Here is a 25,212-nt window from a genome sequence, read left to right on the forward strand (position 1 = left end):
AAATTCAAGGACCAATAATATGAACAAGCATTTGTATTGGGCTGTGCTGCTGGGGCTTTCTTCTGCTCGCGTTGTTGCGCAGGAAGGGCCGACTCCGGCCTCGTTGCCGCAGCCGGCGGCGGTAACCGTCGACGAAGCGGCTCAGGCGCCGGCGCAGACCGAAATTGAAATCATCAAGGCCGCCGAGTCCGGCATCGGCAACGCTCATCAGTATGTTGCCGAGCGGGCAGAAGACTACGTAAGCAAGCGCCGTCAGGCCTATCGCCAGCAGGGCCGAAACAACGAGGTGTTTCTGCAGTACGGCGTGGCGGATATCGGTTTGCGTCCAACGGCTCCAGACTGGGGGGATGCCCGTACCATCGCCTACCTGCAGGCACAAACCAAGGCGCGGGAAGCACTGATGCGCGAGTTGTACCTGGATCTCGGTACCGAAGTGGCGCGCGAGTCTTTTCGCACCAATAAAGAGCCCGAATTCACCCGGGAAGAATTGCAGACCGAAAGCAAGATGGACGCCATGCTGGGCAAGCTGGTGGCCTTTGCCGATGCCTCGCTCAGCAAGCAGTTGAACGAGCTGGGTGTCGACGCCGAGGAATTTGACGCCGCTCCCCTGTCCAAGCGAAAGGTGATGATGCGCAAGGCCATCAGCCGTACGGTGGAAAGCCGTTCTCGCGGCGAAATCGGTGGCGCCATGATCATCAAGACCTTCGAGGTGACCGACGACAATGGCAACACCTCGGTGGCGGTGGTGCTGTCTACCTCCAACAAGATGAAAAACCTGCTGGCCTCGCTCCAAAACAGCAAGGGGCAGGTCGTACCAGAGCCAGGCAAGCCGGGGGTGAATCTCGATAACTTCCTCGCGTCCAACAAGGCCAACCTGATGTACGAATACGGCGTCAAGATGATGCGTGACGAGCAGGGGTATCCCATGCTGGTGTCGTTCGGCATGGCGGGCAATGACTGCAACCCGGTCGATTACGAAGAGTGTAACGACAATCGGGACTTCGCCTTTATCGAGGCCCAGCAAGAGGCCTATGCCCATATCTCCGAGGCCTACAATCTGTATGGCAGTATGCGTTCCAGCTCCAGCAAGGGCTCTCAGCGGGAACGGGTACAGACCCTGACCCAAGCCGGTGATGGGGAAGAAAGCCTGCAGGAAACCACCACCAAGTTGCTGAAAGAAACCCGTGAAATGTCGAAGATGAGCTCTTCGGTCAAAGGGCTGGTCGGTCTGGCCGTGGCCAAGCGCTGGACCCACAAGCACCCGACTTCCGGCCGCGAGATCAATGGCGTGGTCGTCGCCTGGCATCCGCAGAAAGAACAGGCCATGCGTACCTTCAAGGCCGGCAAGGTACCGGGCCAGCCGGGGCAGAATGGCTATCAGTCAGGCAGTAACCAGGGTGCGAGTCTGGATCTGATGGATATCTCTGACTTTTAAGGAAGCATGAATGAAAACATGGATAGGCTATTTGTTTCTGCCTCTGCTGGTGGCAGTCTGGCCCGCCCTGGCTGCCGTCACGCCGGTACAGGTGAGCGGCTTCGGGGTGACCGAAAGCCTGGCGGTAGAAAATGCGCTGATTGAAGCGGTGCGTCAGGTCAACGGGGTCGATATCAACAGCTCGCAGCAGGTAGAGCAGTACCTGCACAAGGAAAACGGCAATACCGAAACCTTGACCCACACTCAGCGCGACGGCCGCATGGCCGCCAAGGGCATGGTCGACAGTTATAACCTGCTGTCCAAACACTGCGATACCGAGGGGTGTCAGGTTGAATTGCACGTCAATGTGATCCGTTACAAGGCGGCCGGCCTGTCGGCCGACAGCCGTCGCAAGCTGGCGGTATTGCCGTTTACCGGGCGCCATGGCGCCACCTTCAGCAGCGAGCTGCAAGATCTCTATACCCAAAGCCGTCGCTTTGCGGTGCTGGATCGTAGCCAGAATCAGGCGTACCGCCAGGAGCAGAAGCTGTGGGAAAGCGACGATACCGCCTTGAGTGAAAAGGCACGCATGGGACAGGTGCTGGGGCTGGATTATATTCTGGTCGGCAATATCGAGCGGGCCGGCACACGCCGCTGGTCGGAAAATATCGCCCTCACCGGTGAGGTAAAGCATTATGCCAGCAGCTCATTGCGCGTACGTTACCAGCTTATCGAGGTGCCGACCCGACAAGTCAAATGGTCGGACAGCATCAGCCTGAATGCCGGCAACGGCAATTTGAATGCGCTGATCAATCAGGCGGTACAGGGGATTTTTCGGCAAACGATGGGCAACATCTATCCCCTGCGGCTGATCAGCGTGCAGGGCAAGAGGGTGATTATCAACCAGGGTGGTAAAACACTGAAAACCGGCAGTTATTTCACCGTGTTCAGTCTGGGCGAAAAGCTGGTAGACCCCTATACCGGCGAAGTGCTGGGCCAGGATGAATCGGCCATCGGCAAGATACGCATTACCGAGGTCAAGCCGAAAATGGCCTATGCCGAGCTGGTTCAGGGGGATGGCGGCCTGCTGCAGAAAGGGCAGATAGTACGACCTGCCAGCGCGCCGGCGAACAAGGTGAGCCGACCGGCGGCCCGCAGCAAGGCCCCGCCGAGAGAAACCACCCAGAGCGGTGACGGCGGCGGAGTGATTCTGTGATTCCCTCTCGGTAATACTTTGCGCCAGTCAGCGGCCCGTCTCGAGACAAGTTCGATACGGGTCGTTTTTTCAGCCGAGACTCAGGCCCAGATATTGCCGGTGCAGCCTGTTGACCTCGGCCTTGATGTGATCGAGATCGGGGCCGTTGTTGTCGATCACGTCGTCGGCGGCGGCCAGGCGCTGTTCCCGGCTGGCCTGGGCGGCCATGATGGCGCGGATCTGGGCCTCATCGGCCCTATCGCGCCGGGTGGTACGGGTTAGTTGTTGTTCGGGGGATACATCCACCACCAGCACCCGCTGGCACAGGGTCGTCAGATTGTTCTCCACCAGTAGCGGCACCACCAGCAGGCAATAGGGGGAACGGGCGGCGGCGCAGGCCGATATCATGCGCTCACGGATCAGCGGATGCAGCAGGGCGTTGAGCCAGTCTTTCTCCGACGGGTTGCCGAACACCCGCCGGCGCAGCTCACGCCGGTCGAGATGGCTGTTTTCCGCTATTACCTCGGATCCGAAGTGGGCGGCAATGGCGGCCAGCGCCGGCTCGCCCGGGGCCACCACCTCGCGGGCTATGATGTCCGCATCCACCACCGCCACGCCGAGCTCGGCAAAAAAGTCGGCTATCGTGCTCTTGCCGCTGCCGATACCGCCGGTCAGCCCCACGATATAAGTCACAGCGCCATGCTCCAGTACCACCCCATCATTTGCTCACCCCACAGCAGGTAGAGCCAGCCCGCCAGCGCCAGCGCGGGGCCGAAGGGCAGTACCCTGTCTGCGCCCAGCCGCTTGCTGGCCATCAGGGCCAGCCCCAGCAAGGAGCCAGTCAGAGAGGCCAGCAACAGCACCGGCAGCAGCGCCTGCCAGCCAAACCAGGCACCGATGGCGGCCAGCAGCTTGAAGTCGCCGTAGCCCATGCCTTCCTTGCCGGTGGCCAGCTTGAACAGCCAGTACAGGCTCCACAGTATGCCGTAGCCGAGGGCGGCCCCCAGCACGGCAGAGGGCAGGGATACGAACAGTGTCTTGATGTTCAGCAGCAGCCCCAGCCACAGCAACGGCAGGGTCAGGTTGTCGGGCAGCAGCAGGTGATCGATGTCGATCAGCGTCATGCACAGCAAGGCCCAGCCGAACAAGAGGGCCGCCAGCAATTGCGGGCTGGCGCCGAAACGCCACAGGGCCAATGCCGCCAATGCTGCCGAGGCAAGTTCCACCAGGGGGTAACGTTTGCTGACACCGGCCTGGCAATAACGGCAGCGGCCGCGCAGCCACAGCCAACTGAGCAGGGGAATATTGTCGAGCGCGCTCAGTTGATGCTGGCATTGGGGGCAGCGGGAGCGGGGAGTGCAGAGGTTGAAGGGCGGTGATTCGACCGGCGGCTGGCCGTTAAGCTCGGCGCACTCCTGCTGCCAGTCGCGTTGCAGCATCATCGGCAGCCGGTGGATCACCACATTCAGAAAGCTGCCTATCAGCAGGCCAGACAGAGTCACGATAATGTAGAGCGCAGAAGGCTCAGTGGTTAGCCAGTGGCTCAGCGCAATCATTCAGGTTCCTTGTGATACGGGTGGATACGGTTTGTATTGGACTGTGGTTATTTGACCACTTTGCCCAGCTCAAAGATGGGAAGATACATGGCAATGACCAGGCCGCCAACCAGAATACCCAGCACCACCATGATCAGCGGCTCAATCAGGCTGGTGAGGCCGTCTACCGCATCATCCACCTCCCGTTCGTAAATAACGGCCACCTTGTTCATCATGTCGTCGATGGTGCCGGACTCTTCGCCAATCATCACCATTTGTACCACCATGTCCGGGAACAGCTGGGTCGAACGCAACGCCAGGTTCATCTGCATACCGGTCATCACCTCGCTGCGAACCTGCATCACCGCCTGGCGATAGACCACGTTACCGCTGGCGCCGGCGGAAGAGACCAGCCCCTCCACCAGGGGAATACCGGCAGAAAAGGTGGTGGCCAGGGTGCGGGCAAAGCGGGCCAGGGCGGCCTTGTGCAGAATATTGCCCACCACCGGCAGACGCAGTACAAAGCGGTCGGTGGCATTGCGTACCTTTTCCGAATGACGCCAGGCGCGCACATAGGCGAATACCGCGGCTATGGTGGCGACCAGAATATAGAGCCAGTAGTCCTGCATCCAACGGGACAGCTTGATGACCATCTGGGTAAAAATAGGCAGGGTGGCGCCGAAGCCGGCGAAAATTTCTTCAAACTGCGGTATGACGAACAGCAGCAGGATAGAGGTAACGACAACGGCCACCAGTATTACCATGGTCGGATAGAACATGGCCTTTTTAATTTTCGACTTGAGGGCTTCGGCCTTTTCCCGATAGATGGCAATCTGATCGAAGATATGATCCAGGGCCCCGGTCTGCTCGCCGGAATGCACCAAGTCGCAATAGAGTTCGTCAAACTGGCGGGGAAACTTATTCAGTGCTTCGGACAGCGGGGTACCCCCTTCCACATCCGACGCTATCACCCCGGTCAGTTCGCGAATGCTGCTTTTCTGGGAAGAGCGGGAAATGATCTGCAGGGTTTGCACCAGGGGTACCCCGGCACCGAGCATGGTGGCTACCTGACGGGTGATGACGGCGATGTCCATCGGCTTGATGATATTCTTGCGTCGGGAAAACAGGCTCTCCCGCTTGCGCTTTACTTTGGTAGTACTGACACCCTGTCGTTGCAAGTCGCGTTTGACCGCCTGCACACTGATCGCCTGAATAAAGCCGGAGACCTTCTGCCCGCGCCGGTTGAATCCTTCCCATTTGTAGGGGTGCACGCTGCTGTTTTTTCCTGCTGCCATGACTCGTCCTTAGCTTCCCGGCTGATGCGAAGCGTCTGTTAGAGGGTGATACGGCCGACTTCCGTCAGACTGATAATACCGAGCCGGGCCTTTTCCAGCGCCGCCTGACGTAAACTGATCATGCCGGACTCTTCCGCAGCTCTGGCCAGAGTCAGCGAATTGGCGCCGTCCATGATCAGGTTGGCCAGGGTGTCGTTCATCGGCAGCACCTCATAGATGCCGATACGGCCTTTGTAGCCTTCGGTGCAGTAATTGCAGCCAACGGCCTTGTACAGCGTCGGTGGTGTGTGCAGCTGGCTGGTACTGAAACCGAGCTCAAGCAGTTGCTCTCTGGGAATGTGCTCTTCTTCCTTGCACTGGGGACAGAGTTTTCGCGCCAGTCGCTGGGCCATGATCAGGGTGACCGAGGAAGCTATGTTGTAGGCGGGCAGCCCCATGTTGCCGAGTCGGGTCAGAGTCTCGGCGGCGGAGTTGGTGTGAAGGGTTGAGAGTACCAGGTGGCCGGTCTGGGCTGCCTTGACCGCAATTTCGGCGGTTTCCAGATCCCGAATTTCCCCCACCATGATGATATCCGGGTCCTGACGCAGAAAGGCGCGCAGGGCATGGGCGAAGCTGAGTCCGGACTTGGGGTTGATTTGTACCTGATTCACCCCGGGCAGGGTGATTTCGACCGGGTCTTCGGCGGTGGAAATGTTGGCGCTGACGGTATTCAGTATGCTCAGGCCCGTATATAAAGAGACGGTTTTGCCCGAGCCGGTGGGGCCGGTAACCAGTATCATGCCCTGAGGTTTTTTCAGAGCCTTGAGATACAGTTGCTTCTGGTGTTCGTCGTAGCCGAGCTGGTCGATATCCAGCTTGGCGGCGGAGCTGTCGAGAATACGGATAACGATTTTCTCGCCCCACTGGGTGGGCAGGCTGTTGACCCTCATGTCGACCGACTTGGTGCGGCTCAGCTTGAGCTTGATGCGACCATCCTGCGGCAATCGGCGCTCGGCGATATCCAGCCGCGCCATTACCTTGAGCCGGGCCGCGAAGCGGGTACCCAGGTTGGCCGGAGGAGAGACGATTTCGTGCAGCATGCCGTCGATTCGAAAACGAATGCGATAGAAACGTTCATAGGGTTCGAAGTGCAGATCCGAGGCTTCGCGGCGCACCGCATCCAGCATGATCTTGTTGATGTAGCGCACTATGGGGGCATCGTCATCGGTATTGCCCAGATCGTCGTTGATGCGCTCGGCGGGATCTTCTCCCAGCTCGAGATCGGCAATCTCGGTATCTTCGATATGATCCAGGTCGAGTGTGTCGCCGGCCTGTTGCAGGCGGGCAAGTAGCTGCTGCAGCTTGTCTTCCTCTACCAGGCGCGCGTCGGTAACCAGATTGAAGCGAAAGCCGAAGTCTTCCAGCGCCGCTACATCGGTAGGGTCCGACATGGCCAGATACAGCACCTTGCCCTGCAGCAGGATGGGGACCACATGGTGACGCTCAAGCAGGTCCATGCACAGAAACTGGGGCGGGATCTGCTCCGGTTCGATTTCATCCAGATCCGTCAGTGGCATCCCGTATTCCCGCTCGCAGAAGCAAGCCAGCTGGGTGCTGGTCAGAAACTGATGTTCCACCAGCACGGTACTGAACGGCTTGCCTTGCTGTCGGACAAGAGTGAGAGCCTGGTCCAGCTGGTCGGCGGTCAAGATGGAAGAAGCGGCCAGGCTTCTGGCCAGGCCGCTTTGGGTGGTATTGATGGGGATGGTCATGGCGTTGTTAGCAGAGGCCGCCAGCAAGACAGGTTCCCGTATTTCTAGACCATGTTAAGTTAGATCCAGCTGAAACAGTACTTAGAGCTGGTGATGGGGCTAGCACAAAGGTGAGGCTATCGACTTCTGTTGTCCCTGTGGCAACAATACTTCCCCCGGATACTGCTACCGACTGGACTACCCCATAAGGTAAGCCTGTTGGTACAGAGCCATTTCCAGCAGAGGCGCAGTCGTCTGCTAGAGAGCTGCCCGAATAGGTTTGTACACATACTTCTATCGAGGTTTTAACCGGTCCAACAGCCGCTATCACCTCGCTGAACTTGGCTCGCTTGGTATAGGTCTGATATGCCGGCAGTGCCACGGCGGCCAAGATGGCGACGATCGCCACCACTATCATCAATTCAATCAGGGTAAAGCCGCCCTGGGGGCGTTTAATGGAACGCTGGTTCATATCGTCATCCTTGATCCAATAAAAACGGTTGTTGCTTGTTGTTAACTCTTCTTGTCGCTGAGCTGCCTTACTGCTTGCTCGATTGACTGCGATTAACCGGGGCCTTGATTGAAACCCTGCTCATACCTATAGCAACTACCGTTCGCTTTGCCCAATGAATGTATAGAAAATTTGGGTCGAAACGGCGAAAAATACCCGATAATACGTCTATTTTTTAGTCTGGTTTTTTTTCTTTTTTGTTCTAGCGCTTTTCGTCCCTAATTGCTCGATAAAGCCCCACTCGAAGCCGGTGCCGGGGTCGGTCTTGCGCCCCTGGGCTATGTCGCTGTGGCCGACGATGCGTTCGGGGATGATGGTCGGGTAGGCGGCCAGCAACAGCCGGCTGACGGCGGTCAGTTGTCGATATTGTTCATCGGTAAATTCGTCGGTGTCGGTACCTTCCAGCTCGATACCTATCGAAAAGTCGTTGCATCGCTCCCGCCCCCCGAAGCAGGACTGGCCCGCGTGCCAGGCCCGTTTGGTGAAGGGCACATACTGTACCAGTTCGCCGGTGCGACGGATCAGGCAGTGGGCCGAGACCCGCAGTTGATGGATGCCGGCAAAGTAGGGATCTTCATCCGGGTTCAGGGTGCCGAGAAACAGCTGGTCGATATATGGGCCGCCAAATCGCCCCGGCGGCAGGCTGATGCTGTGTACTACCAACAACGAGATTTCGTCCGCCGGGCGGTCATCACAATGGGGTGATGGGCAGTGACGGGCGGGGCTCAGCCAGCCGTCGGCGTTCAGGTTCAGGGGGGGGCTCAAAGTCATCTCCGCACAGAATAGAAGGAAGCTTGGCGATATACTAAAAGCCTGAACGTCACAGTAGCAAGCCCGGGGATGGTTGCATGAATAAAGAAACCAGAGATCAGCGCAGGCTGGGCCGCATCATGTGGCTGCTGGTGTGGGGGCTGGGAATGGCGCTGCTGACCTGGTTTTTTCAGCAAAAGTTGGCTCAGGATTACAACCCGAACCAACAGCTGCAACAGCTGGACGCCCGCACCATAGTACTGGAACAGAACCGGCAGGGACATTATCTGGCCGGTGGCAGCATCAATGGTGAGCCGGTGGTGTTTTTGCTGGATACCGGCGCCACCCAGGTGGCCATTCCTCAGGCGGTAGCGGCCAGGTTGGGGCTGGAAGTCGGTCAGGAGCTTCGGCTGAGCACGGCGGCGGGGGCGGTTAGTGGTTATCGCACCCGACTGAAAACCCTGTCTTTGGGTCCCTTCACCCTGTACGATCTGAATGCTGTCATCATGCCCGCCGACAGCGACGAGATTTTGCTGGGCATGAACGCCTTGCGTCAGTTTGAGCTGATCCAGCGGGACGGGCAGATGACATTGAGACGATAAGGAAAGCGTTAAGCCGTCAGCGGCAAGCCAAACAAGTATGGTGATGAGTCCGAAGTGTTTCTGTAGCCGCCACTTTAGCTGGCGGAGCAGACGACGCCGGATTTTTGTCCTCTTCGAAGAGACAATCCCCGCTGCCTCTTCTTGAACACCTGGTTGTCCGAAGATGCTGCCTGCCGATAACTCTGCAGCATCAAGGAGGGCAAGGGAACCTGCTCCACCGACTGCCACATGGATGCTGAAGCGGGTCGGAGGAGCGGGTCCTTTACCCGACGTGTACACCAAGATGAAATAGATTATTTGTTTGGTGGGATTGGTATAAACAGACAAGACAATACAGTTGGATAAAAGGCTGAACAAGATGCTGAATTCTATGCAGGAACAAGAAATTCGTTTTAACGTGACCACGGCTCTGACCGAAGACCTGGGCGGCACCCTGGATCCCGCTCAGGATATTACCGCCCAGCTGCTGCCCGAGCATCAGCAGGTGATGGCACACCTGATCACCCGGGAAGACGGGATCTTCTGTGGCAAGGCCTTTGCCGACGAAACCTTCGTACAGCTGGGTGGTGAAGTCAGGCTGGAGTGGTTTGTCGCCGACGGCGATCGGATCACCGCCGGCCAACGCTTGCTGACCCTGAGCGGCCCGGCCCGGGCGCTGATGACCGGCGAACGCACAGCCTTGAATTTTATCCAGACCCTCTCTGCGGTGGCGACCGTTACCCGCCGCTATGTGGACCAGTTGTCCGGTACCCGATGTCGCCTGCTGGATACCCGCAAGACGGTACCGGGCCTGCGCCAGGCGCTGAAATACGCGGTTACCTGCGGTGGAGGCCACAACCATCGCATGGGGCTGTATGACGCTTTCCTGATAAAGGAAAACCATATCTTCGCCTGCGGCGGTATCGACAAGGCGGTGGCCGAGGCGCGTCGCCTGCAGCCGGAAAAGCCGGTCGAGGTCGAAGTGGAATCCCTGGCCGAGCTGGAGCTGGCGCTGAACGCCGGTGCCGATATCATCATGCTCGACAACTTCACAACCGACGATATGCGCCTCGCGGTGGCCACCAGTGCCGGTCGCGCCCAACTGGAAGTGTCCGGCAACGTCACCCTGGACAGCATTGCCGATTATGCCGCTACCGGCGTCGACTTTATCTCTGTTGGTGCCCTGACCAAGCATGTGCAGGCGCTGGACCTGTCGATGCGGGTGCAAGCCTGAAGGCAGTTGTCAGCTTCAAGCCGACAGTGATAAGAAAAACCACATCTAGAACACAAAGCCGTCGAACGACAAAACAGGCACTCCCATGCTCGGCGTGGGAGTGCCTGTTGCTGGTGCCGGTTTATTCGGTGCAAGTGGTCAGATGCACCAAGATTGACCAGCCTCATTAAATCCAGACTCACTGACAGGAGTGTTTTACGGCTTATGGCCTGCTTCTGTTTTCCGGTCTTACCAATTAATTTTCTGGTGTTTTTCGAGCCTTGGTCTAGCTTTAGGTGTCGGCGGCTTGTTGCTGGTTATTTCCCCCCCTATTGTGTGCAATCCGGATTAATTTATTGGACATTTTATCTCCGCTCTGATACCTTTTTTTAACAGTGTTAATTGGTCTTACCAATTCTTGAGCCGGACTCGATGTCATACCAGCGTATCAAACAGCCTAAACTCGCCGACACCATCGCCGCCAAAATCGAGCAGATGATAGTGGAAGGCAGCCTGCAGCCCGGGCAACGCTTGTTGCCGGAGCGGGAGCTGGCCGAGCAGTTCGCCGTGTCGCGACCCTCGGTGCGAGAGGCCATTCAACAGCTGGAAGCGCGTGGTCTGGTATCCCGGCGTCAGGGGGGCGGCACCTATGTGCAGAACGCCCTGACCAAGGGGCTGGCCGATCCCCTGTTTCAACTGCTGGCCGAACACCCCGAGTCACAATACGACCTGCTGGAGTTTCGTCACACCATGGAGGGAATTTCCGCCTTTTATGCCGCCATGCGCGGTACCGAGGCCGACTTCGATACCATCCGTGATGCCCAGCAGGCCATAGTGCAGGCTCAGGAGAAGGGCGATCTGCCGGCCGAAGCCGCTGCGGCTGCCGAATTTTATATCGCGGTGGCGGCGGCGGCCCACAACGTGGTGCTGCTGCATCTGTTGCGGGCCATTCAGCCGATGCTGGAAACCAGTATCTTGCGCAACATCAAAATTCTTAACCGGCGCGCCGGTATGGTGGAGAAGATTCGCGTTCATCGCGCCAATCTGATCCAGAGCATATTGTCTCGCGAGCCGGAACAGGCCAGGGATGCTTGTCATGAGCACCTGGCCTTTATTGAAGAAACCCTGCTCGACATTCAGCGTGAAGAAAGCCGTATTCAGCGTTCTTTACGCCGTCATCGACAGCAGGAATAACAATGCCTTCGGCAACGACGAAACCCATGGGCAGGTGCCCCAAACGAGATAGGAAACAGCCATGTCTGATATCCTGAACAACGATGTGGATTCAATAGAAACTCAGGAGTGGCTTGATGCCCTCGAGTCATTGATCCGTCAAGAAGGACCTGAGCGCGCCCAGTATATTTATGAGCGCCTCACCACCAAAGCCATCAAATCCGGTGTGGCTGTGGCCAGAAATGCCCACGCAGATTACGTCAACAGCATCAAGTCTGAAGACGAGCCTGAGTACCCGGGTAACTGGGATCTGGAACGTCGTATCCGCGCTATTATCCGCTGGAACTCGGTGATGATCGTACTGCGCGGCTCCAAGAAAGATCTGGATCTGGGCGGGCACATGTCTTCCTTCTCTTCCAGTGCCACCATGTATGAAGTGGCGTTCAACCACTTCTATCGCGCCCGTAACGAAAAAGACGGCGGCGATCTGGTGTTCTTCCAGGGCCATATCTCGCCCGGCATCTATGCCCGTGCCTTTGCCGAAGGTCGTCTGACCGCGGCTCAGTTGGACATGTTCCGTCAGGAAGTAGATGGCAAGGGTATTCCTTCTTACCCGCATCCCAAGTTGATGCCCGATTTCTGGCAGTTCCCGACCGTCTCCATGGGGCTGGGTCCGATCAACGCCATCTATCAGGCACGTTTCCTCAAGTACCTGACCAACCGTGGCCTGAAAGACTGCTCCGAGCAGCGTGTATACGCCTACCTGGGCGACGGCGAGATGGACGAGCCGGAATCCAAGGGTGCCATCACCATCGCCGCCCGCGAAAAGCTGGACAACCTGTGCTTCGTTATCAACTGTAACCTGCAGCGTCTGGATGGTCCCGTTATCGGTAACGGCAAGATCATCGACGAGCTGGACGGTGTCTTCAACGGTGCCGGCTGGAACGTGGTTAAGGTTATCTGGGGTCGTCGCTGGGACGAGCTGATCGCCAAAGACAAGAGCGGCAAGCTGGTTCAGCTGATGAACGAAACCGTGGATGGTGATTATCAGACCTTCAAGTCCAAAGACGGTGCCTATGTGCGTGAGCACTTCTTCGGTAAATATCCCGAGACCCTGGAACTGGTCAAGGACATGTCCGACGAAGAAATCTTCGCCCTCAACCGTGGTGGTCACGATCCTGCCAAGATGTACGCCGCATACAAAAATGCCGCGGACACCAAGGGCAAGCCGACCGTTATTCTGGCCAAGACCATCAAGGGTTACGGCATGGGCGACGCGGCCGAAGGCAAGAACATTGCCCACCAGGTCAAGAAGATGGACATGTCTTCGCTCAAGCACTTCCGCGACCGCTTCAACATCGAAGTGAGCGACGAAGAGCTGCCGAACCTGCCTTACATCGAAATCAAGGAAGGCACTCGCGAGCACGAATACCTGCACGCCCGTCGTCAGGCGCTGAAAGGCTACGTGCCGACTCGTCTGGAACAAACCACCGACAAGCTGCAGATCCCCGAGCTGGCCGAATTCCAGCCACTGCTGGAAGAGCAGAAGCGTGAAGTGTCCACCACCATGGCCTTCGTTCGCGCCCTGAACATCATGCTCAAGAACAAGTCCATCGGTGAGCGTATCGTGCCGATCCTGGCCGATGAAGCCCGTACCTTCGGTATGGAAGGTCTGTTCCGCCAGATTGGCATCTACAGCCCCAACGGTCAGACTTATATCCCGCAGGATCGTGAGCAGGTTGCCTACTACAAAGAGGACATCAAGGGTCAGGTACTGCAGGAAGGTATCAACGAGTTGGGCGCCACGTCTTCCTGGCTGGCTGCCGCTACCTCCTACAGCACCAACGACTTCCCGATGATTCCGTTCTACATCTACTACTCGATGTTCGGTTTCCAGCGGGTTGGCGATCTATGCTGGGCGGCCGGTGACCAACAGGCTCGCGGCTTCATGATCGGCGGAACTTCCGGCCGTACTACCCTGAACGGTGAAGGTCTGCAGCACGAAGATGGCCACAGCCACATTCAGGCGAACGTGATCCCCAACTGTATTACCTACGATCCGACTTACGTTTACGAAGTCGCGGTGATCGTACAGGACGGTCTGCGTCGCATGTATGGCGACAAGCCGGAAAACATTTACTACTACCTGACCACCCTGAACGAGAACTACCATCAGCCTGCGATGCCGGAAGGCGCCGAGGAAGGTATCCGCAAGGGTATCTACAAGCTGGATACCGTTGCCGGCGACAAGGGCAAGGTTCAGCTGATGGGCTCCGGCACCATTTTGAACGACGTGCGTGAAGCGGCCAAGCTTCTGTCCGAGGAATATGGTATCGGCTCCGACGTGTACAGCGTACCGTCCTTCAACGAATTGACCCGCGACGGTCAGGATGTCGAGCGCTGGAACATGCTGCACCCGACTTCAGAGCCGCGTGTGCCTTACATCGCTCAGGTCATGGGTAAAGAGCCGGCCATCGCCGCGACCGATTACATGAAGAACTATGCCGACCAGGTTCGTGCCTTCATGCCGTCCGTCAGCTACAAGGTGCTGGGTACCGATGGTTACGGTCGTTCCGACAGCCGTGAAAACCTGCGTCGTCACTTCGAAGTCAACAAGCACTATGTGGTGATTGCTGCACTGACCGAGCTGGCCAAGCAAGGCACCGTAGACAAGCAGGTTGTGGCCGATGCCATCACCAAATACGGCATCGATGCCGACAAGATCAACCCGCTGTACGCATAAGGGGTAATACATGTCTAAAGATATTCTGGTGCCGGATATCGGCGCAGACGAGGTTGAAGTAACCGAGATCCTGGTGGCCGTAGGCGACAAGGTCGAGGAAGAGCAGTCAATCCTCGCCGTGGAAGGTGACAAGGCCTCCATGGAAGTACCAGCCCCCGCCGCCGGTGTGGTCAAGGAAATCAAGATTGCCGTGGGCGACAAGGTCAACACCGGTTCGCTGGTCATGGTATTCGAAGCAGAGGGCGGCGCCGCCGCCCCGGCTGAAGCGGCTCCTGCCGCCGCGGCCCCGGCAGAGGCCCCTGCGGCCGCTGCTGCGTCGGCCCTGAAAGAAGTGCAGGTTCCGGACATCGGTGGTGATGAAGTCGAAGTGACCGAAATCACAGTAGCAGTGGGTGACACCGTCACCGAAGAGCAGACCCTGATCGCGGTAGAAGGCGACAAGGCTTCCATGGAAGTCCCAGCTCCGTTCGGCGGCAAGGTCGTCGAAATCAAGATTGCCGTGGGCGACAAGGTCAACACCGGCTCTCTGATCATGGTGTTCGAAGTGGCTGGTGAGGCCGCTCCGGCAGCCACTGCCCCTGCGGCGTCTGCCCCGGCTGCGGCTCCTGCAGCCCCCGCTGCGGCCGCGGCCAAAGACGTGAATGTGCCGGACATCGGTGGTGATGAAGTCGAAGTCACCGAAGTGATGGTAGCGGTAGGCGACAAGGTTGCAGCCGAACAGTCCATCCTGACCGTGGAAGGTGACAAGGCCTCCATGGAAGTGCCTGCGCCGTTCGCCGGTGTGGTCAAGGAAATCAAGATTGCCACCGGTGACAAGGTGTCTACCGGCTCCCTGGTGATGGTGTTTGAAGTGGAAGGTTCCGTTCCCGCAGCGGCCCCTGCCGCCGCGCCGGCTGCTCCGGCTGCCAAGGCCGAAGCGCCTAAAGCCGCACCTGCTGCAGTGCCTGCCGCCAAGGCCGAGTTCGTCGAGAACAATGCCTACGTGCACGCCACGCCGGTAGTTCGCCGCCTGGCCCGCGAGTTTGGTGTCGACCTGTCCAAGGTTGCCGCTACCGGTCCCAAGAGCCGCATTCTGAAAGAAGACGTGCAGACCTACGTCAAGGGCATCATCAAGCAGGTTGCCGGTCAACCTGCCGGTGTGGCCGTTGCCGGTGGCGGCATGGAAGTGCTGGCATGGCCGAAGGTCGATTTCGCCAAGTTCGGTGAAGTTGAAGAAGTGGCCCTGACCCGCATTCAGAAGATCTCCGGTCCCAACCTGCACCGCAACTGGGTCAAGATTCCGCATGTGACCCAGTTTGACGAGACAGACATCACCGAGCTGGAAGACTTCCGCAAGACCGAGAATGCCATCGCCGACAAGCAGAAGCTGGGTTACAAGATTTCCCCGCTGATTTTCATCATGAAGGCGGCTGCCAAGGCGCTGGAAGCCTATCCCAAGTTCTGCTCTTCACTGTCACAAGACGGCCAGTCTCTGGTGATGAAGAAGTACATCCACATCGGTGTGGCGGTAGATACCCCCAATGGCCTGGTGGTTCCGGTTGTTCGCGATGTGAACAAGAAAGGTATTCGCGAACTGGCACTGGAACTGGGAGAAATATCCAAGAAGGCCCGCGCCGGCAAGCTGACTGCAGCCGATATGCAGGGCGGTTGTTTCACCATCTCGTCTCTGGGCGGTATCGGTGGTACCCAGTTCACACCTATCGTGAATGCGCCGGAAGTGGCCATTCTGGGTGTGTCCAAGTCCAGCATCAAGCCGGTGTGGAACGGTAAAGAGTTCGAGCCCCGACTGATGCAGCCGCTGGCGCTGTCTTATGACCACCGGGTGATTGACGGCGCCGACGGTGCCCGTTTCATCACCATGATGAGTGGTGTGTTGAGCGACCTTCGTCGTTTAGCCCTTTAATGTGACAAGGCAGGCATTCGCCTGCCTTTTTACTTTCTTTTTAGTAACAGAACAGTAAACTTTGGCCCGTTTCACCTGTAGTGGTCATATCGAGTCTGGACTTTTCAGCGGCCCTTGCTCGACCATTGCTTGAACGGAGCTAAAAATCATAATAGAGGTCACCATGAGTCAAGAAGTCAAAGCTCAGGTTGTGGTATTGGGCGCGGGCCCTGCTGGCTATTCTGCCGCTTTCCGTGCTGCCGATCTGGGTCTGGAAACCGTAATCGTTGAGCGCTACTCAACTCTGGGCGGCGTGTGTCTGAACGTTGGCTGTATTCCCTCCAAAGCGTTGCTGCATATCGCCAAGGTCATCGAAGAATCCAAGATGATGGCCAGCCATGGCGTGACGTTTGGCGAGCCCAACATCGATCTGGACCAGGTTCGTGCACATAAAGAAAAAGTGATCGGTCAGCTGACTCAGGGTCTGGGTGGCATGGCCAAGATGCGCAAGGTCAAGGTCGTTAACGGCTTTGCCAAGTTCACCGGTGCCAACACCATGGTAGTGGAAGGCGAGGGTGGCAATACCACCATCAACTTCGACAACGCCATCATCGCCGCCGGATCTCGTCCGATCAAGCTGCCGTTCATTCCGCACGAGGATCCTCGTGTGTGGGATTCTACCGACGCCCTCGAGCTGAAAGAAGTGCCCGAGAAGCTGCTGGTCATGGGTGGTGGTATTATCGGTCTGGAAATGGGTACCGTGTATTACTCACTGGGCTCCAAGATCGACGTGGTCGAGATGTTCGACCAGGTTATCCCGGCTGCCGATAAAGATCTCATCAAGATCTATACCAAGCAGGTGAAAAACAAGTTCAACCTGATGCTGGAAACCAAGGTCACCAAAGTGGAAGCCAAAGACGACGGCATTCACGTGACCATGGAAGACAAGAAAGGCGAGAGCAAGACCTTCACCTATGACGCCGTGCTGGTGGCCATTGGCCGTAGCCCTAACGGCAAGTCGCTGGATGCCGAAAAAGCCGGTGTCAACGTGGACGAGCGTGGCTTCATCAACGTCGACAAGCAGCTGCGTACCAATGTGCCGCACATCTATGCTATCGGCGACATCGTCGGGCAGCCGATGCTGGCCCACAAGGGGGTGCACGAAGGTCACGTGGCGGCGGAAGTCATCGCCGGCATGAAGCACTACTTCGATCCCAAGGTGATTCCGTCCATCGCCTATACCGAGCCGGAAGTGGCCTGGGTAGGTATCACCGAGAAAGAAGCGAAGGAAAAAGGCCTGAGTGTTGAAGTAGCCAGCTTCCCGTGGGCGGCTTCCGGCCGTGCCATCGCCTCCGACTCTTCCTACGGCATGACCAAGCTGATTTTCGACAAGGAAACTCATCGGGTGCTGGGTGGTGCCACTATCGGTACCAACGCCGGCGAGCTGCTGGGTGAAATCGGTCTGGCGATCGAAATGGGTGCCGATGCCGAAGATATCGCGTTGACCATTCACGCTCACCCGACTCTGCACGAGTCCGTGGGTATGGCAGCCGAAGTCTTCGAAGGCTCCATTACCGATATGCCAAACCCCAAGGCCAAAAAGAAGAAGTAAGCTTCTCTCTTTATTATTGGTTAATGAAACGCCCGGCCCGTGCCGGGCGTTTTTGTTGGGTGCCGCTGTGAAGGCCGGGCGGCGCTATTCATTGCATTTGTGTCCGGGATCACCTTTCGCGACGAAAGACTTCACATCTTTGCCGTGTGGCCGATTATGGTGGGTGACCATAATAAAAAAACAATCATGCCGACCAAGTAAAGGAATACGATATGCTCTCCAAATTAGGACATCTGAGTGTCAGGGTGAAGCTGACACTGGGCTTTGCGCTGGTGTTGCTGGCGACCCTGACTACCGCAGCGATCAGTTTTTACAGTCTGTCTTCCGTACTTGAGCGGTCAGGAAAGCTGGAGCAGGCCGGCTCCATCGACCTGTTGTTCAACAAGGCCCGCCAGTTTGAAAAAAATTATCTGCTGAATGACGATGCCGAGCAGTTGAGTCTGGCCAGGGAAATAGTGGCACAAGCCTACTCCCAGGCGGAAGCACTGCAAGGGGTACTGGTCGAGCCCGAGGAGCGGCTGTTAGTCGAACAGATCCTGGGCGGTACCCGAGCCTATGAAACAGAGCTTGAGCAAATTGCCATGCTGAATGAAGAGGTTCAGCGTCAGATCTTCGATCTGAACGGTCTGGGTTTTTCCGCTCAGCAAAGAGCCGAATATCTCGGTGCCAATGACACCAGTGCCATGAGCTGGCTGGTACGCCTGGTGGGTATTCGGCTGACCCAGAAAGACTTTGCCCTGAGCCGGGATGAGGTCGATGCCATGCAATTGTCTTCCCGTCTGCGGGGCCTGCTGGTGACACTGGAAAACCGGCTGCATATGCGGGAGGATGCCGATGTCAGGGAATTGTATGACTTGCTCAAGCAGTTCCAGCAACAGCAAGAAGGCTTTATTGCGGCGATTAACGGTCTGGTGGAGGTCGAGAGGCGCATCGATACCGCGGCCGGCACCATTGCAGGCAGCATCGAAGCCTTGCTGGCCAGGCAGCAGACGAGCATGCACAGTGACAGCAATGCCGCCAAGTTGATTATTCTGGCGGTGACCCTGGCGGCGATGGTGATGGGGGGGCTGTTTGCCTGGTTGATCACCCGCGGTATCGTCCAGCCGCTGACCTTGCTGGTGTCCCATGCCAACCGTATCGCCGAAGGCGATCTCAGCCAGGACATCAAGCACCAGCGCAAGGACGAGCTGGGTCGCTTGATGGATCGGATGCAAACCATGACCCTGAATCTGCGTCAGCTGGTGAGCGAACTCAACCAGAGTGCCTCTCATATTGCTACCTCGGCAGAGGAGCTGTCGTCGGTATCGGAGCAGAGCCGGGCCGGGGTCAACCAGCAGCGGCTGGAACTGGAGCAGGTCTCTACCGCCATGAACGAAATGGCCGCCACGGTGCAGGAAGTGGCCCGCCATGCGGAAACCGCCTTCGGCTCTGCCCGTACCGCTGATACCGACGCCAGTGCCGGCGATCATAAAGTCGGCCTGACCATCAGCCAGATCAACAACCTGGCCGGTGAAATTCGCCATTCGCTCGACACCATCAATCAGCTGGAAAACGAGAGCCTGAATATCGGCAGCATCCTCGATGTGATCAAGGGCGTAGCGGAGCAGACCAATCTGTTGGCACTGAATGCGGCGATAGAAGCGGCCCGGGCCGGAGAGCAGGGACGGGGCTTTGCGGTGGTGGCCGATGAGGTTCGCGCCCTGGCCCAGCGAACTCAGCAGGCAACCGCACAGATTGAAACCCTGATTCAGGGACTGCAGAGCAAAGCCCAGGAATCGGTGAGCATGATGGGCCGAAGCACCACCATGGCCAGCGAGACGGTCACGGTTGCCAACGAGGCCGGCGTCTCCATTCATGCCATCACCCGCTCGGTATCGGATATTCAGCAGATGAACAGCCAGATTGCCACCGCCTCCGAGCAACAAAGCTCGGTGGCGGAAGAGATTAACCGCTCGGTATTCAGCATTCGGGAATTGTCGGATCATTCCGCCGCTGCCACCGAACAAACCGCCGCCAGCAGCACCGAGCTGGCGCGATTGAGCGCCGAACTGCAAAGACTGGTTGGTCGCTTTCGACTGCCTGTCTGAATTCGTCGTGTCGAGGCACCGTCCACCGGCGGTAGCCTCGACTTAGATGCCTCCGATATGCCTGAGCATAGCCCCTGGCGGTGTTCAGGCGTTTTTCTCTGCCGTTTTCTCGCTTCCTGCCGCTGTGGTCACGACCTACAATGGCTGTACCTTGCTGTCTCGAGATAATCCTATGCGCCCTTGTCTATTGCTTCTGCTGTTGTTACTGAGCACCTTTGCGGCCCATTCCCAGGGCACGGTTCAGCCCCAGCACGAACGACCCAGAATCGCGCTGGTGCTCAGCGGCGGCGGTGCCAAGGGGGCCGCCCACATCGGGGTAATAAAAATGCTGGAGCAGCAGCGTATCCCGATAGATATCGTCACCGGCACCAGCATGGGCGCCTATGTGGCCGGCATGTATGCCCTGGGACTGGACGCCACCGAGCTGGAGCAGCAACTGCTGGCGCTGGACTGGAATCAGGGCTACCAGGACAAGGTGGGACGGGATGAACTGTCGCTCCGGCGCAAACGCCAGAACGACGAATTTTTGCTGCGTACCGATATCGGCATCGACCAGAACTGGCAGCTGAGCCTGCCCGGTGGTTTCTTTCAGGGTCAGGCCATGGGGGCGCTGCTGCGAAAGAGTACCCTCAATCTGCCGGGCCTGCACAGCTTCGACGACCTGCCTATCCCTTTCCGCGCCGTGGCCACCGACATGGAAACCGTGACCCCGGTGATATTGGCAGAGGGGCACCTGGCGACGGCAATGCAGGCCTCCATGTCGGTACCCGGGGTGTTGCAGCCGGTGGAAATCGGCGGTCATCTGCTGGCAGATGGGGGGGTGGTCAACAACATGCCGGTGGATGTGGCACATTCGCTTGGCGCCGACATAGTGATCGCGGTGGATATCGGCGATGCCATGCTGTCCCGAAAACAACTGGACGGCGCCCTGGCCATGATAAGCCAGCTCACCAACTACCTGACCCGTTCCAGCACCGAGCGCCAGATTGGCCTGATGTCGGACGAAGATATTCTGATCACCCCCGCCATCGAAGGCATCGGCGTCGGCGACTTCGAACTGATGCCCGAGGCTATCCGCCGGGGCGAAGCGGCGGCACAGGCCTTGCTGCCCCGGTTGCAGGAGCTGGCGCTGAGCGAAGAAGATTACTATGCCTACCAGTCCGGCAAACTCGACAGGCGTGCGCAGCTGCAACGTTCCGACGCCGTGTATCTGGACCGGATCGAAGTCAGAAATCGCTCCAAGCTCAGCGAGAAGGTGATTCGCGATGTGCTTGGAGTGGTGCCGGGTCGGTTCCATCAGACGGAGGATCTGGAGGACGGGGTGCGCCGGCTCTACGCCCTCGATGCCTTCGAACGGGTCAGCTATCGCATCGAAGAAGAGGGGGGCGAGCAGGTGCTGACGGTGCAGACCAGCGAAAAAGGGTGGGGGCCGGGCTTTGTCGACCTGAAATTTTCCCTGGAAGACGACTTCTCCAATCAATCAAACTACGAAATCGGGGCCCAGTTCCGGCGTACCAATATCAACATGCTGGGCGGCGAATGGCTGGTGGAGACCACGTTCGGCAGTAACAAGCGACTGGCGTCCGAAATCTACACCCCGATCGTGACCGACTACGATGCGTTCTGGAAGCTGCGGGGTGAGTATGAACAGCGCCGGCGCAACTTCTTCTTCGATCCGAGCGATCCTCAATCCGAGTTGTTCCGGCCGCTGACCAACCTGGAGTTCGATTATTCGACCTGGCGCCTGAATACCGAACTGGGCTACAACCTGCGCCCCTGGAGCGAGTTGGCGCTGGGCGTACAGGGGCTGGTGGGCGATATAGAGGCGCGCAATATCGATCAACGGCTGAAGGTGGACTCGATAGGGCCCTACCTGCGCTTCGGTTACGATACCCTGGATAATGTATTTTTCCCCACCCGCGGCGCGGCGGTGGAATTACAGCTGGGTTATTATCGTAACAGCCTGGAAGTCGACGGCGGCAGAGAGAGCATCACAGGCCTGGATTACGAGCTGGAGTTACTCAGGCCCTACCAGCGTGATCGACATACCCTTATCGGCAAGCTGGCCTTCGGCGGTTCCAGTGCCGAACAGGCAGTACCGGTGTTTGCCCGCAGCCTGGGTGGCTTGTTCAATCTGTCCGGTTATCAACGCGATCAGCTCAACGGACGGTACAGCGGTTTTGGCGGCCTGCTTTATCACTATCGCTGGTTTGACAACGACTTCGGCGCCTTCCGTTCGCCGGTCTATCTGGGCGGTTCGCTCGAACGGGGCGGGGTCTGGAATACCGGCGCCGAGGTCAGCTGGGAATCGGCGCTGACGGCAGCCAGTGTTTTCATCGGCGTCGACACCAATTGGGGTCCCTTGTATCTGGCTTATGGCCAGGGTGAAGGAGATAAAAGCAGTGTTTATCTGTATTTCGGCAACCTGTTCAGCTTCTGATGTTAATGGCTTGTTTTTAATTCGAGCGAGTTTGAATAAGTTGATAATTATTTTAAATACATCGGCTTAGTCTCGTATTAGCTCAAAGGGTCGGGGGGCTCGATTTTAATTTACGGTTAAAACTTATATACTGCTGCGGCATCCGCAAGGGACTAGCCCCCAGCAAGGACGCTCCCAACAAGGATATTTCCGCCCTAGGTGGCGAATGATAATAAGAGGATACAGTCGTGCTTGAAGCCTATCGTAAACACGTCGAAGAACGTGCCGCCGAGGGAGTGGTTGCCAAACCCCTCGACGCAGAGCAAGTTGCCGCCCTGGTTGAATTACTCAAGAATCCCCCCGCCGGCGAAGAATCTTTCCTTTATGAATTACTGTCTAACCGTATCCCCCCGGGTGTTGATGAAGCCGCTTATGTAAAAGCCGGTTTTCTGGCGGCGGTGGCCAAGGGTGAAGTGAGTTCACCTGTGGTGTCTGCCGAGCAGGCGACACAACTGCTCGGCACCATGCAGGGCGGTTACAACATAGCGCCCCTGGTCGAGCTGCTGGACGTCGATGCCCTGGCGCCGATTGCCGCCAAGGCCCTGAGCCACACCTTGCTGATGTTCGACGCTTTCCACGACGTGGACGAAAAAGCCAAGGCCGGCAATGCCTTCGCCAAACAGGTGATGCAGTCCTGGGCCGAGGCCGAATGGTTCCTGGAGCGGGCGCCGCTGGCCGACAAGATCACCATGACCGTATTCAAGGTGCCGGGCGAAACCAACACCGATGACTTGTCTCCGGCGCAGGACGCCTGGTCCCGCCCGGATATCCCATTGCACGCGCAGGCGATGCTGAAGAACGCCCGTCCCGGTATCGAACCGGACGAAGAAGGCGTTATCGGCCCGATCAAGGCCATCGAAGCCCTGAAAGAAAAAGGCTTCCCGCTGGTGTACGTGGGGGATGTGGTAGGCACCGGCTCCAGCCGCAAGTCCGCCACCAACTCGGTGCTGTGGCACATGGGCGACGATATTCCCTTCGTGCCCAACAAGCGCGCCGGCGGCATCTGTATCGGCAGTAAAATCGCACCCATCTTCTTCAATACCATGGAAGACGCCGGTGCCCTGCCCATCGAATGCGATGTTACCGGGCTGAACACCGGCGACGTGATCGACATCTACCCTTACGAGGGCAAAATTTGCCGTCAGGGTACCGATGAAGTGGTCAGCACCTTCACGCTGAAGACCGACGTGTTGCTGGACGAAGTTCGCGCCGGCGGCCGTATTCCGTTGATCATCGGTCGGGGTCTGACCGACAAGGCCCGCGAAGCACTGGGCATGGAAGCCTCCACCGTGTTCAAGCGTTCGGCTGCGGTAGTCGCCTCCAACAAGGGCTTTACCCTGGCCCAGAAGATGGTCGGCAAGGCCTGCGGCGTGAAAGGCGTACGCCCGAATCAGTACTGCGAGCCCAAGATGACCACGGTCGGCTCTCAGGACACCACGGGCCCCATGACCCGGGACGAGCTGAAAGATCTGGCCTGTCTGGGCTTCTCTGCCGATCTGACCATGCAGTCGTTCTGTCATACCGCCGCCTATCCCAAGCCGATAGACGTGACCACTCACCACACCTTGCCGGACTTCATCATGAACCGGGGCGGCGTGTCGTTGCGTCCGGGCGACGGTGTTATCCACTCCTGGCTGAACCGCATGCTGCTGCCCGACACCGTGGGTACCGGCGGTGACTCCCACACCCGTTTCCCTATCGGTATTTCCTTCCCGGCGGGCTCCGGTCTGGTGGCCTTCGCCGCCGCCACCGGCGTGATGCCGCTGGACATGCCGGAATCGGTACTGGTGCGCTTCAAGGGTGAAATGCAGCCCGGTATCACACTGCGTGATCTGGTGCATGCCATCCCTTACTACGGCATCCAGAACGGCCTGTTGACCGTGGCCAAAGAAGGCAAGATCAACGAGTTCTCCGGCCGCGTCGTGGAAATCGAGGGTCTGCCCCAGCTGAAAGTCGAGCAGGCGTTCGAGCTGGCCGATGCCACCGCCGAGCGCTCTGCCGCCGGTTGTACCATCAAGCTGGACAAGGAGCCGGTTGCCGAATATCTCAGCTCCAACATAGTGATGCTGAAGTGGATGATGTCCGAAGGCTACGGCGATCCCCGTACCCTGGAGCGCCGCATCAAGGGCATGGAAGAATGGCTGGCCAATCCCGAGCTGATGGAAGCCGATGCCGATGCCGAGTATGCCCATGTGCTGGAAATCGACATGAGCGAGATCAAGGAGCCCATTCTGTGTGCGCCCAACGATCCGGACGATGCCCGTTTGCTGTCCGACGTGACCGGCGAGCATATCGATGAGGTGTTCATCGGCTCCTGCATGACCAACATCGGTCACTTCCGTGCCGCCGGCAAGCTGCTCGACAAGTACAAGGGCCAGTTGCCGACCCGTCTGTGGGTGGCTCCGCCCACCAAGATGGACAAGGATCAGCTGACGGCCGAGGGATATTACGGCATCTTCGGCCGGGTCGGTGCCCGCATCGAAATCCCGGGCTGTTCCCTGTGCATGGGTAACCAGGCGCGAGTAGGCGACAATACCACTGTGGTGTCTACCTCTACCCGTAACTTCCCCAACCGTCTGGGCAAGGGCGCCAACGTGTATCTGGCATCTGCCGAGCTGGCAGCCGTGGCCGCCATTCACGGCAAGCTGCCGACGGTCGAGGAATATCAGGCCTATGCCAAGGAGTTGAACGCCACCGCGGCCGACACCTACCGTTACCTGAACTTCGACGAGCTGGACAGCTATGTGGAAAAAGCCGACACGGTGATTTTCCAGCAGGCAATCTAAGTCGGTAAAGTAATATCATGGACGTCAAAGCCAGCCTTCGGGCTGGCTTTTCTGTTAGGGTCTGTTGACCTTTCGAGATGATTTTTGCAGCAGTTTGTGGGGTCTTGGTACAAGGCAGCGCTTATGCCATGTAGTCACTCTACATAAATAAGCGATAACGCAGTAGCAATACCCCACAAGCGCTGCCCTGCGGGTTCGGCTAAACGCGTTTTTCTCTTTGTTGAGA

At 58.0% G+C, this 25,212-nt stretch carries 17 protein-coding genes; 11 read left to right on the forward strand and 6 right to left on the reverse strand.

Going from position 1 to position 25,212, the window contains the following annotated elements; genetic code table 11:
• Positions 1–19 precede the first annotated feature (19 nt).
• Together ACLEIV_RS12065 and ACLEIV_RS12070 are read left to right on the forward strand one after the other, a co-directional pair.
• The gene (locus ACLEIV_RS12065; RefSeq protein WP_410456883.1) at positions 20–1,435 is read left to right on the forward strand and encodes a DUF6844 domain-containing protein; all 1,416 of its coding nucleotides are present in this window, start codon (positions 20–22) and stop codon (positions 1,433–1,435) included.
• 10 nt (positions 1,436–1,445) lie between these two features.
• A complete protein-coding gene (locus ACLEIV_RS12070) occupies positions 1,446–2,630 on the forward strand; it encodes a CsgG/HfaB family protein (RefSeq protein ID WP_410456884.1) in 1,185 nt (394 codons plus the stop codon).
• 69 nt (positions 2,631–2,699) lie between these two features.
• Here the strand turns inward: ACLEIV_RS12070 and coaE are convergent, their stop codons facing one another.
• The 6 genes from coaE to ampD form a co-directional block, all read right to left on the reverse strand.
• Positions 2,700–3,302: a dephospho-CoA kinase gene (gene coaE / locus ACLEIV_RS12075; protein ID WP_410456885.1), complete on the reverse strand. Its 603-nt coding sequence runs from the start codon at positions 3,300–3,302 to the stop codon at positions 2,700–2,702.
• Complete coding sequence (locus ACLEIV_RS12080) at positions 3,299–4,165, reverse strand: prepilin peptidase (protein WP_410456886.1); 867 nt, start codon at positions 4,163–4,165, stop codon at positions 3,299–3,301. The genes coaE and ACLEIV_RS12080 overlap by 4 nt, the downstream gene beginning before the upstream one ends.
• A gap of 47 nt (positions 4,166–4,212) precedes the next feature.
• A complete protein-coding gene (locus ACLEIV_RS12085) occupies positions 4,213–5,439 on the reverse strand; it encodes a type II secretion system F family protein (RefSeq protein WP_410456887.1) in 1,227 nt (408 codons plus the stop codon).
• A gap of 38 nt (positions 5,440–5,477) precedes the next feature.
• Positions 5,478–7,190 carry a type IV-A pilus assembly ATPase PilB gene (pilB, locus tag ACLEIV_RS12090; protein ID WP_410456902.1) on the reverse strand — a complete coding sequence of 571 codons (1,713 nt, stop codon included), beginning with the start codon at positions 7,188–7,190 and terminating at the stop codon, positions 5,478–5,480.
• A 7-nt stretch (positions 7,191–7,197) separates the two neighbouring features.
• Positions 7,198–7,641, reverse strand: coding sequence for a pilin (locus ACLEIV_RS12095; protein WP_410456888.1), 444 nt, complete (start codon positions 7,639–7,641; stop codon positions 7,198–7,200).
• A gap of 207 nt (positions 7,642–7,848) precedes the next feature.
• Positions 7,849–8,451 (reverse strand): 1,6-anhydro-N-acetylmuramyl-L-alanine amidase AmpD, encoded by a 603-nt coding sequence (gene ampD, locus ACLEIV_RS12100; RefSeq protein WP_410456889.1) that lies wholly within the window; start codon positions 8,449–8,451, stop codon positions 7,849–7,851.
• 77 nt (positions 8,452–8,528) lie between these two features.
• Between ampD and ACLEIV_RS12105 the strand changes: the two genes are divergently transcribed.
• From ACLEIV_RS12105 to acnB, 9 genes are all read left to right on the forward strand, one after another.
• Positions 8,529–9,032 carry a retropepsin-like aspartic protease family protein gene (locus tag ACLEIV_RS12105; RefSeq protein WP_410456890.1) on the forward strand — a complete coding sequence of 168 codons (504 nt, stop codon included), beginning with the start codon at positions 8,529–8,531 and terminating at the stop codon, positions 9,030–9,032.
• A 370-nt stretch (positions 9,033–9,402) separates the two neighbouring features.
• Positions 9,403–10,245 carry a carboxylating nicotinate-nucleotide diphosphorylase gene (nadC, locus tag ACLEIV_RS12110; protein WP_410456903.1) on the forward strand — a complete coding sequence of 281 codons (843 nt, stop codon included), beginning with the start codon at positions 9,403–9,405 and terminating at the stop codon, positions 10,243–10,245.
• A 411-nt stretch (positions 10,246–10,656) separates the two neighbouring features.
• Positions 10,657–11,418: a pyruvate dehydrogenase complex transcriptional repressor PdhR gene (pdhR, locus tag ACLEIV_RS12115; RefSeq protein WP_410456891.1), complete on the forward strand. Its 762-nt coding sequence runs from the start codon at positions 10,657–10,659 to the stop codon at positions 11,416–11,418.
• 61 nt (positions 11,419–11,479) lie between these two features.
• Positions 11,480–14,140: a pyruvate dehydrogenase (acetyl-transferring), homodimeric type gene (gene aceE, locus ACLEIV_RS12120; protein WP_410456892.1), complete on the forward strand. Its 2,661-nt coding sequence runs from the start codon at positions 11,480–11,482 to the stop codon at positions 14,138–14,140.
• A 10-nt stretch (positions 14,141–14,150) separates the two neighbouring features.
• On the forward strand, positions 14,151–16,043 hold the full coding sequence (aceF, locus tag ACLEIV_RS12125; RefSeq protein ID WP_410456893.1) for a pyruvate dehydrogenase complex dihydrolipoyllysine-residue acetyltransferase: 1,893 nt from the start codon (positions 14,151–14,153) through the stop codon (positions 16,041–16,043).
• Positions 16,044–16,206: 163 nt separating this feature from the next.
• On the forward strand, positions 16,207–17,634 hold the full coding sequence (gene lpdA, locus ACLEIV_RS12130; protein ID WP_410456894.1) for a dihydrolipoyl dehydrogenase: 1,428 nt from the start codon (positions 16,207–16,209) through the stop codon (positions 17,632–17,634).
• A gap of 212 nt (positions 17,635–17,846) precedes the next feature.
• Positions 17,847–19,721: a methyl-accepting chemotaxis protein gene (locus tag ACLEIV_RS12135; RefSeq protein ID WP_410456895.1), complete on the forward strand. Its 1,875-nt coding sequence runs from the start codon at positions 17,847–17,849 to the stop codon at positions 19,719–19,721.
• 172 nt (positions 19,722–19,893) lie between these two features.
• Positions 19,894–22,161 carry a patatin-like phospholipase family protein gene (locus ACLEIV_RS12140; RefSeq protein WP_410456896.1) on the forward strand — a complete coding sequence of 756 codons (2,268 nt, stop codon included), beginning with the start codon at positions 19,894–19,896 and terminating at the stop codon, positions 22,159–22,161.
• A 227-nt stretch (positions 22,162–22,388) separates the two neighbouring features.
• The gene (acnB, locus tag ACLEIV_RS12145) at positions 22,389–24,986 is read left to right on the forward strand and encodes a bifunctional aconitate hydratase 2/2-methylisocitrate dehydratase (RefSeq protein ID WP_410456897.1); all 2,598 of its coding nucleotides are present in this window, start codon (positions 22,389–22,391) and stop codon (positions 24,984–24,986) included.
• Positions 24,987–25,212 lie beyond the last annotated feature (226 nt).

Source organism: Oceanisphaera submarina, from assembly GCF_046521305.1.
In the GTDB taxonomy this organism is placed as follows: domain Bacteria; phylum Pseudomonadota; class Gammaproteobacteria; order Enterobacterales; family Aeromonadaceae; genus Oceanimonas; species Oceanimonas submarina.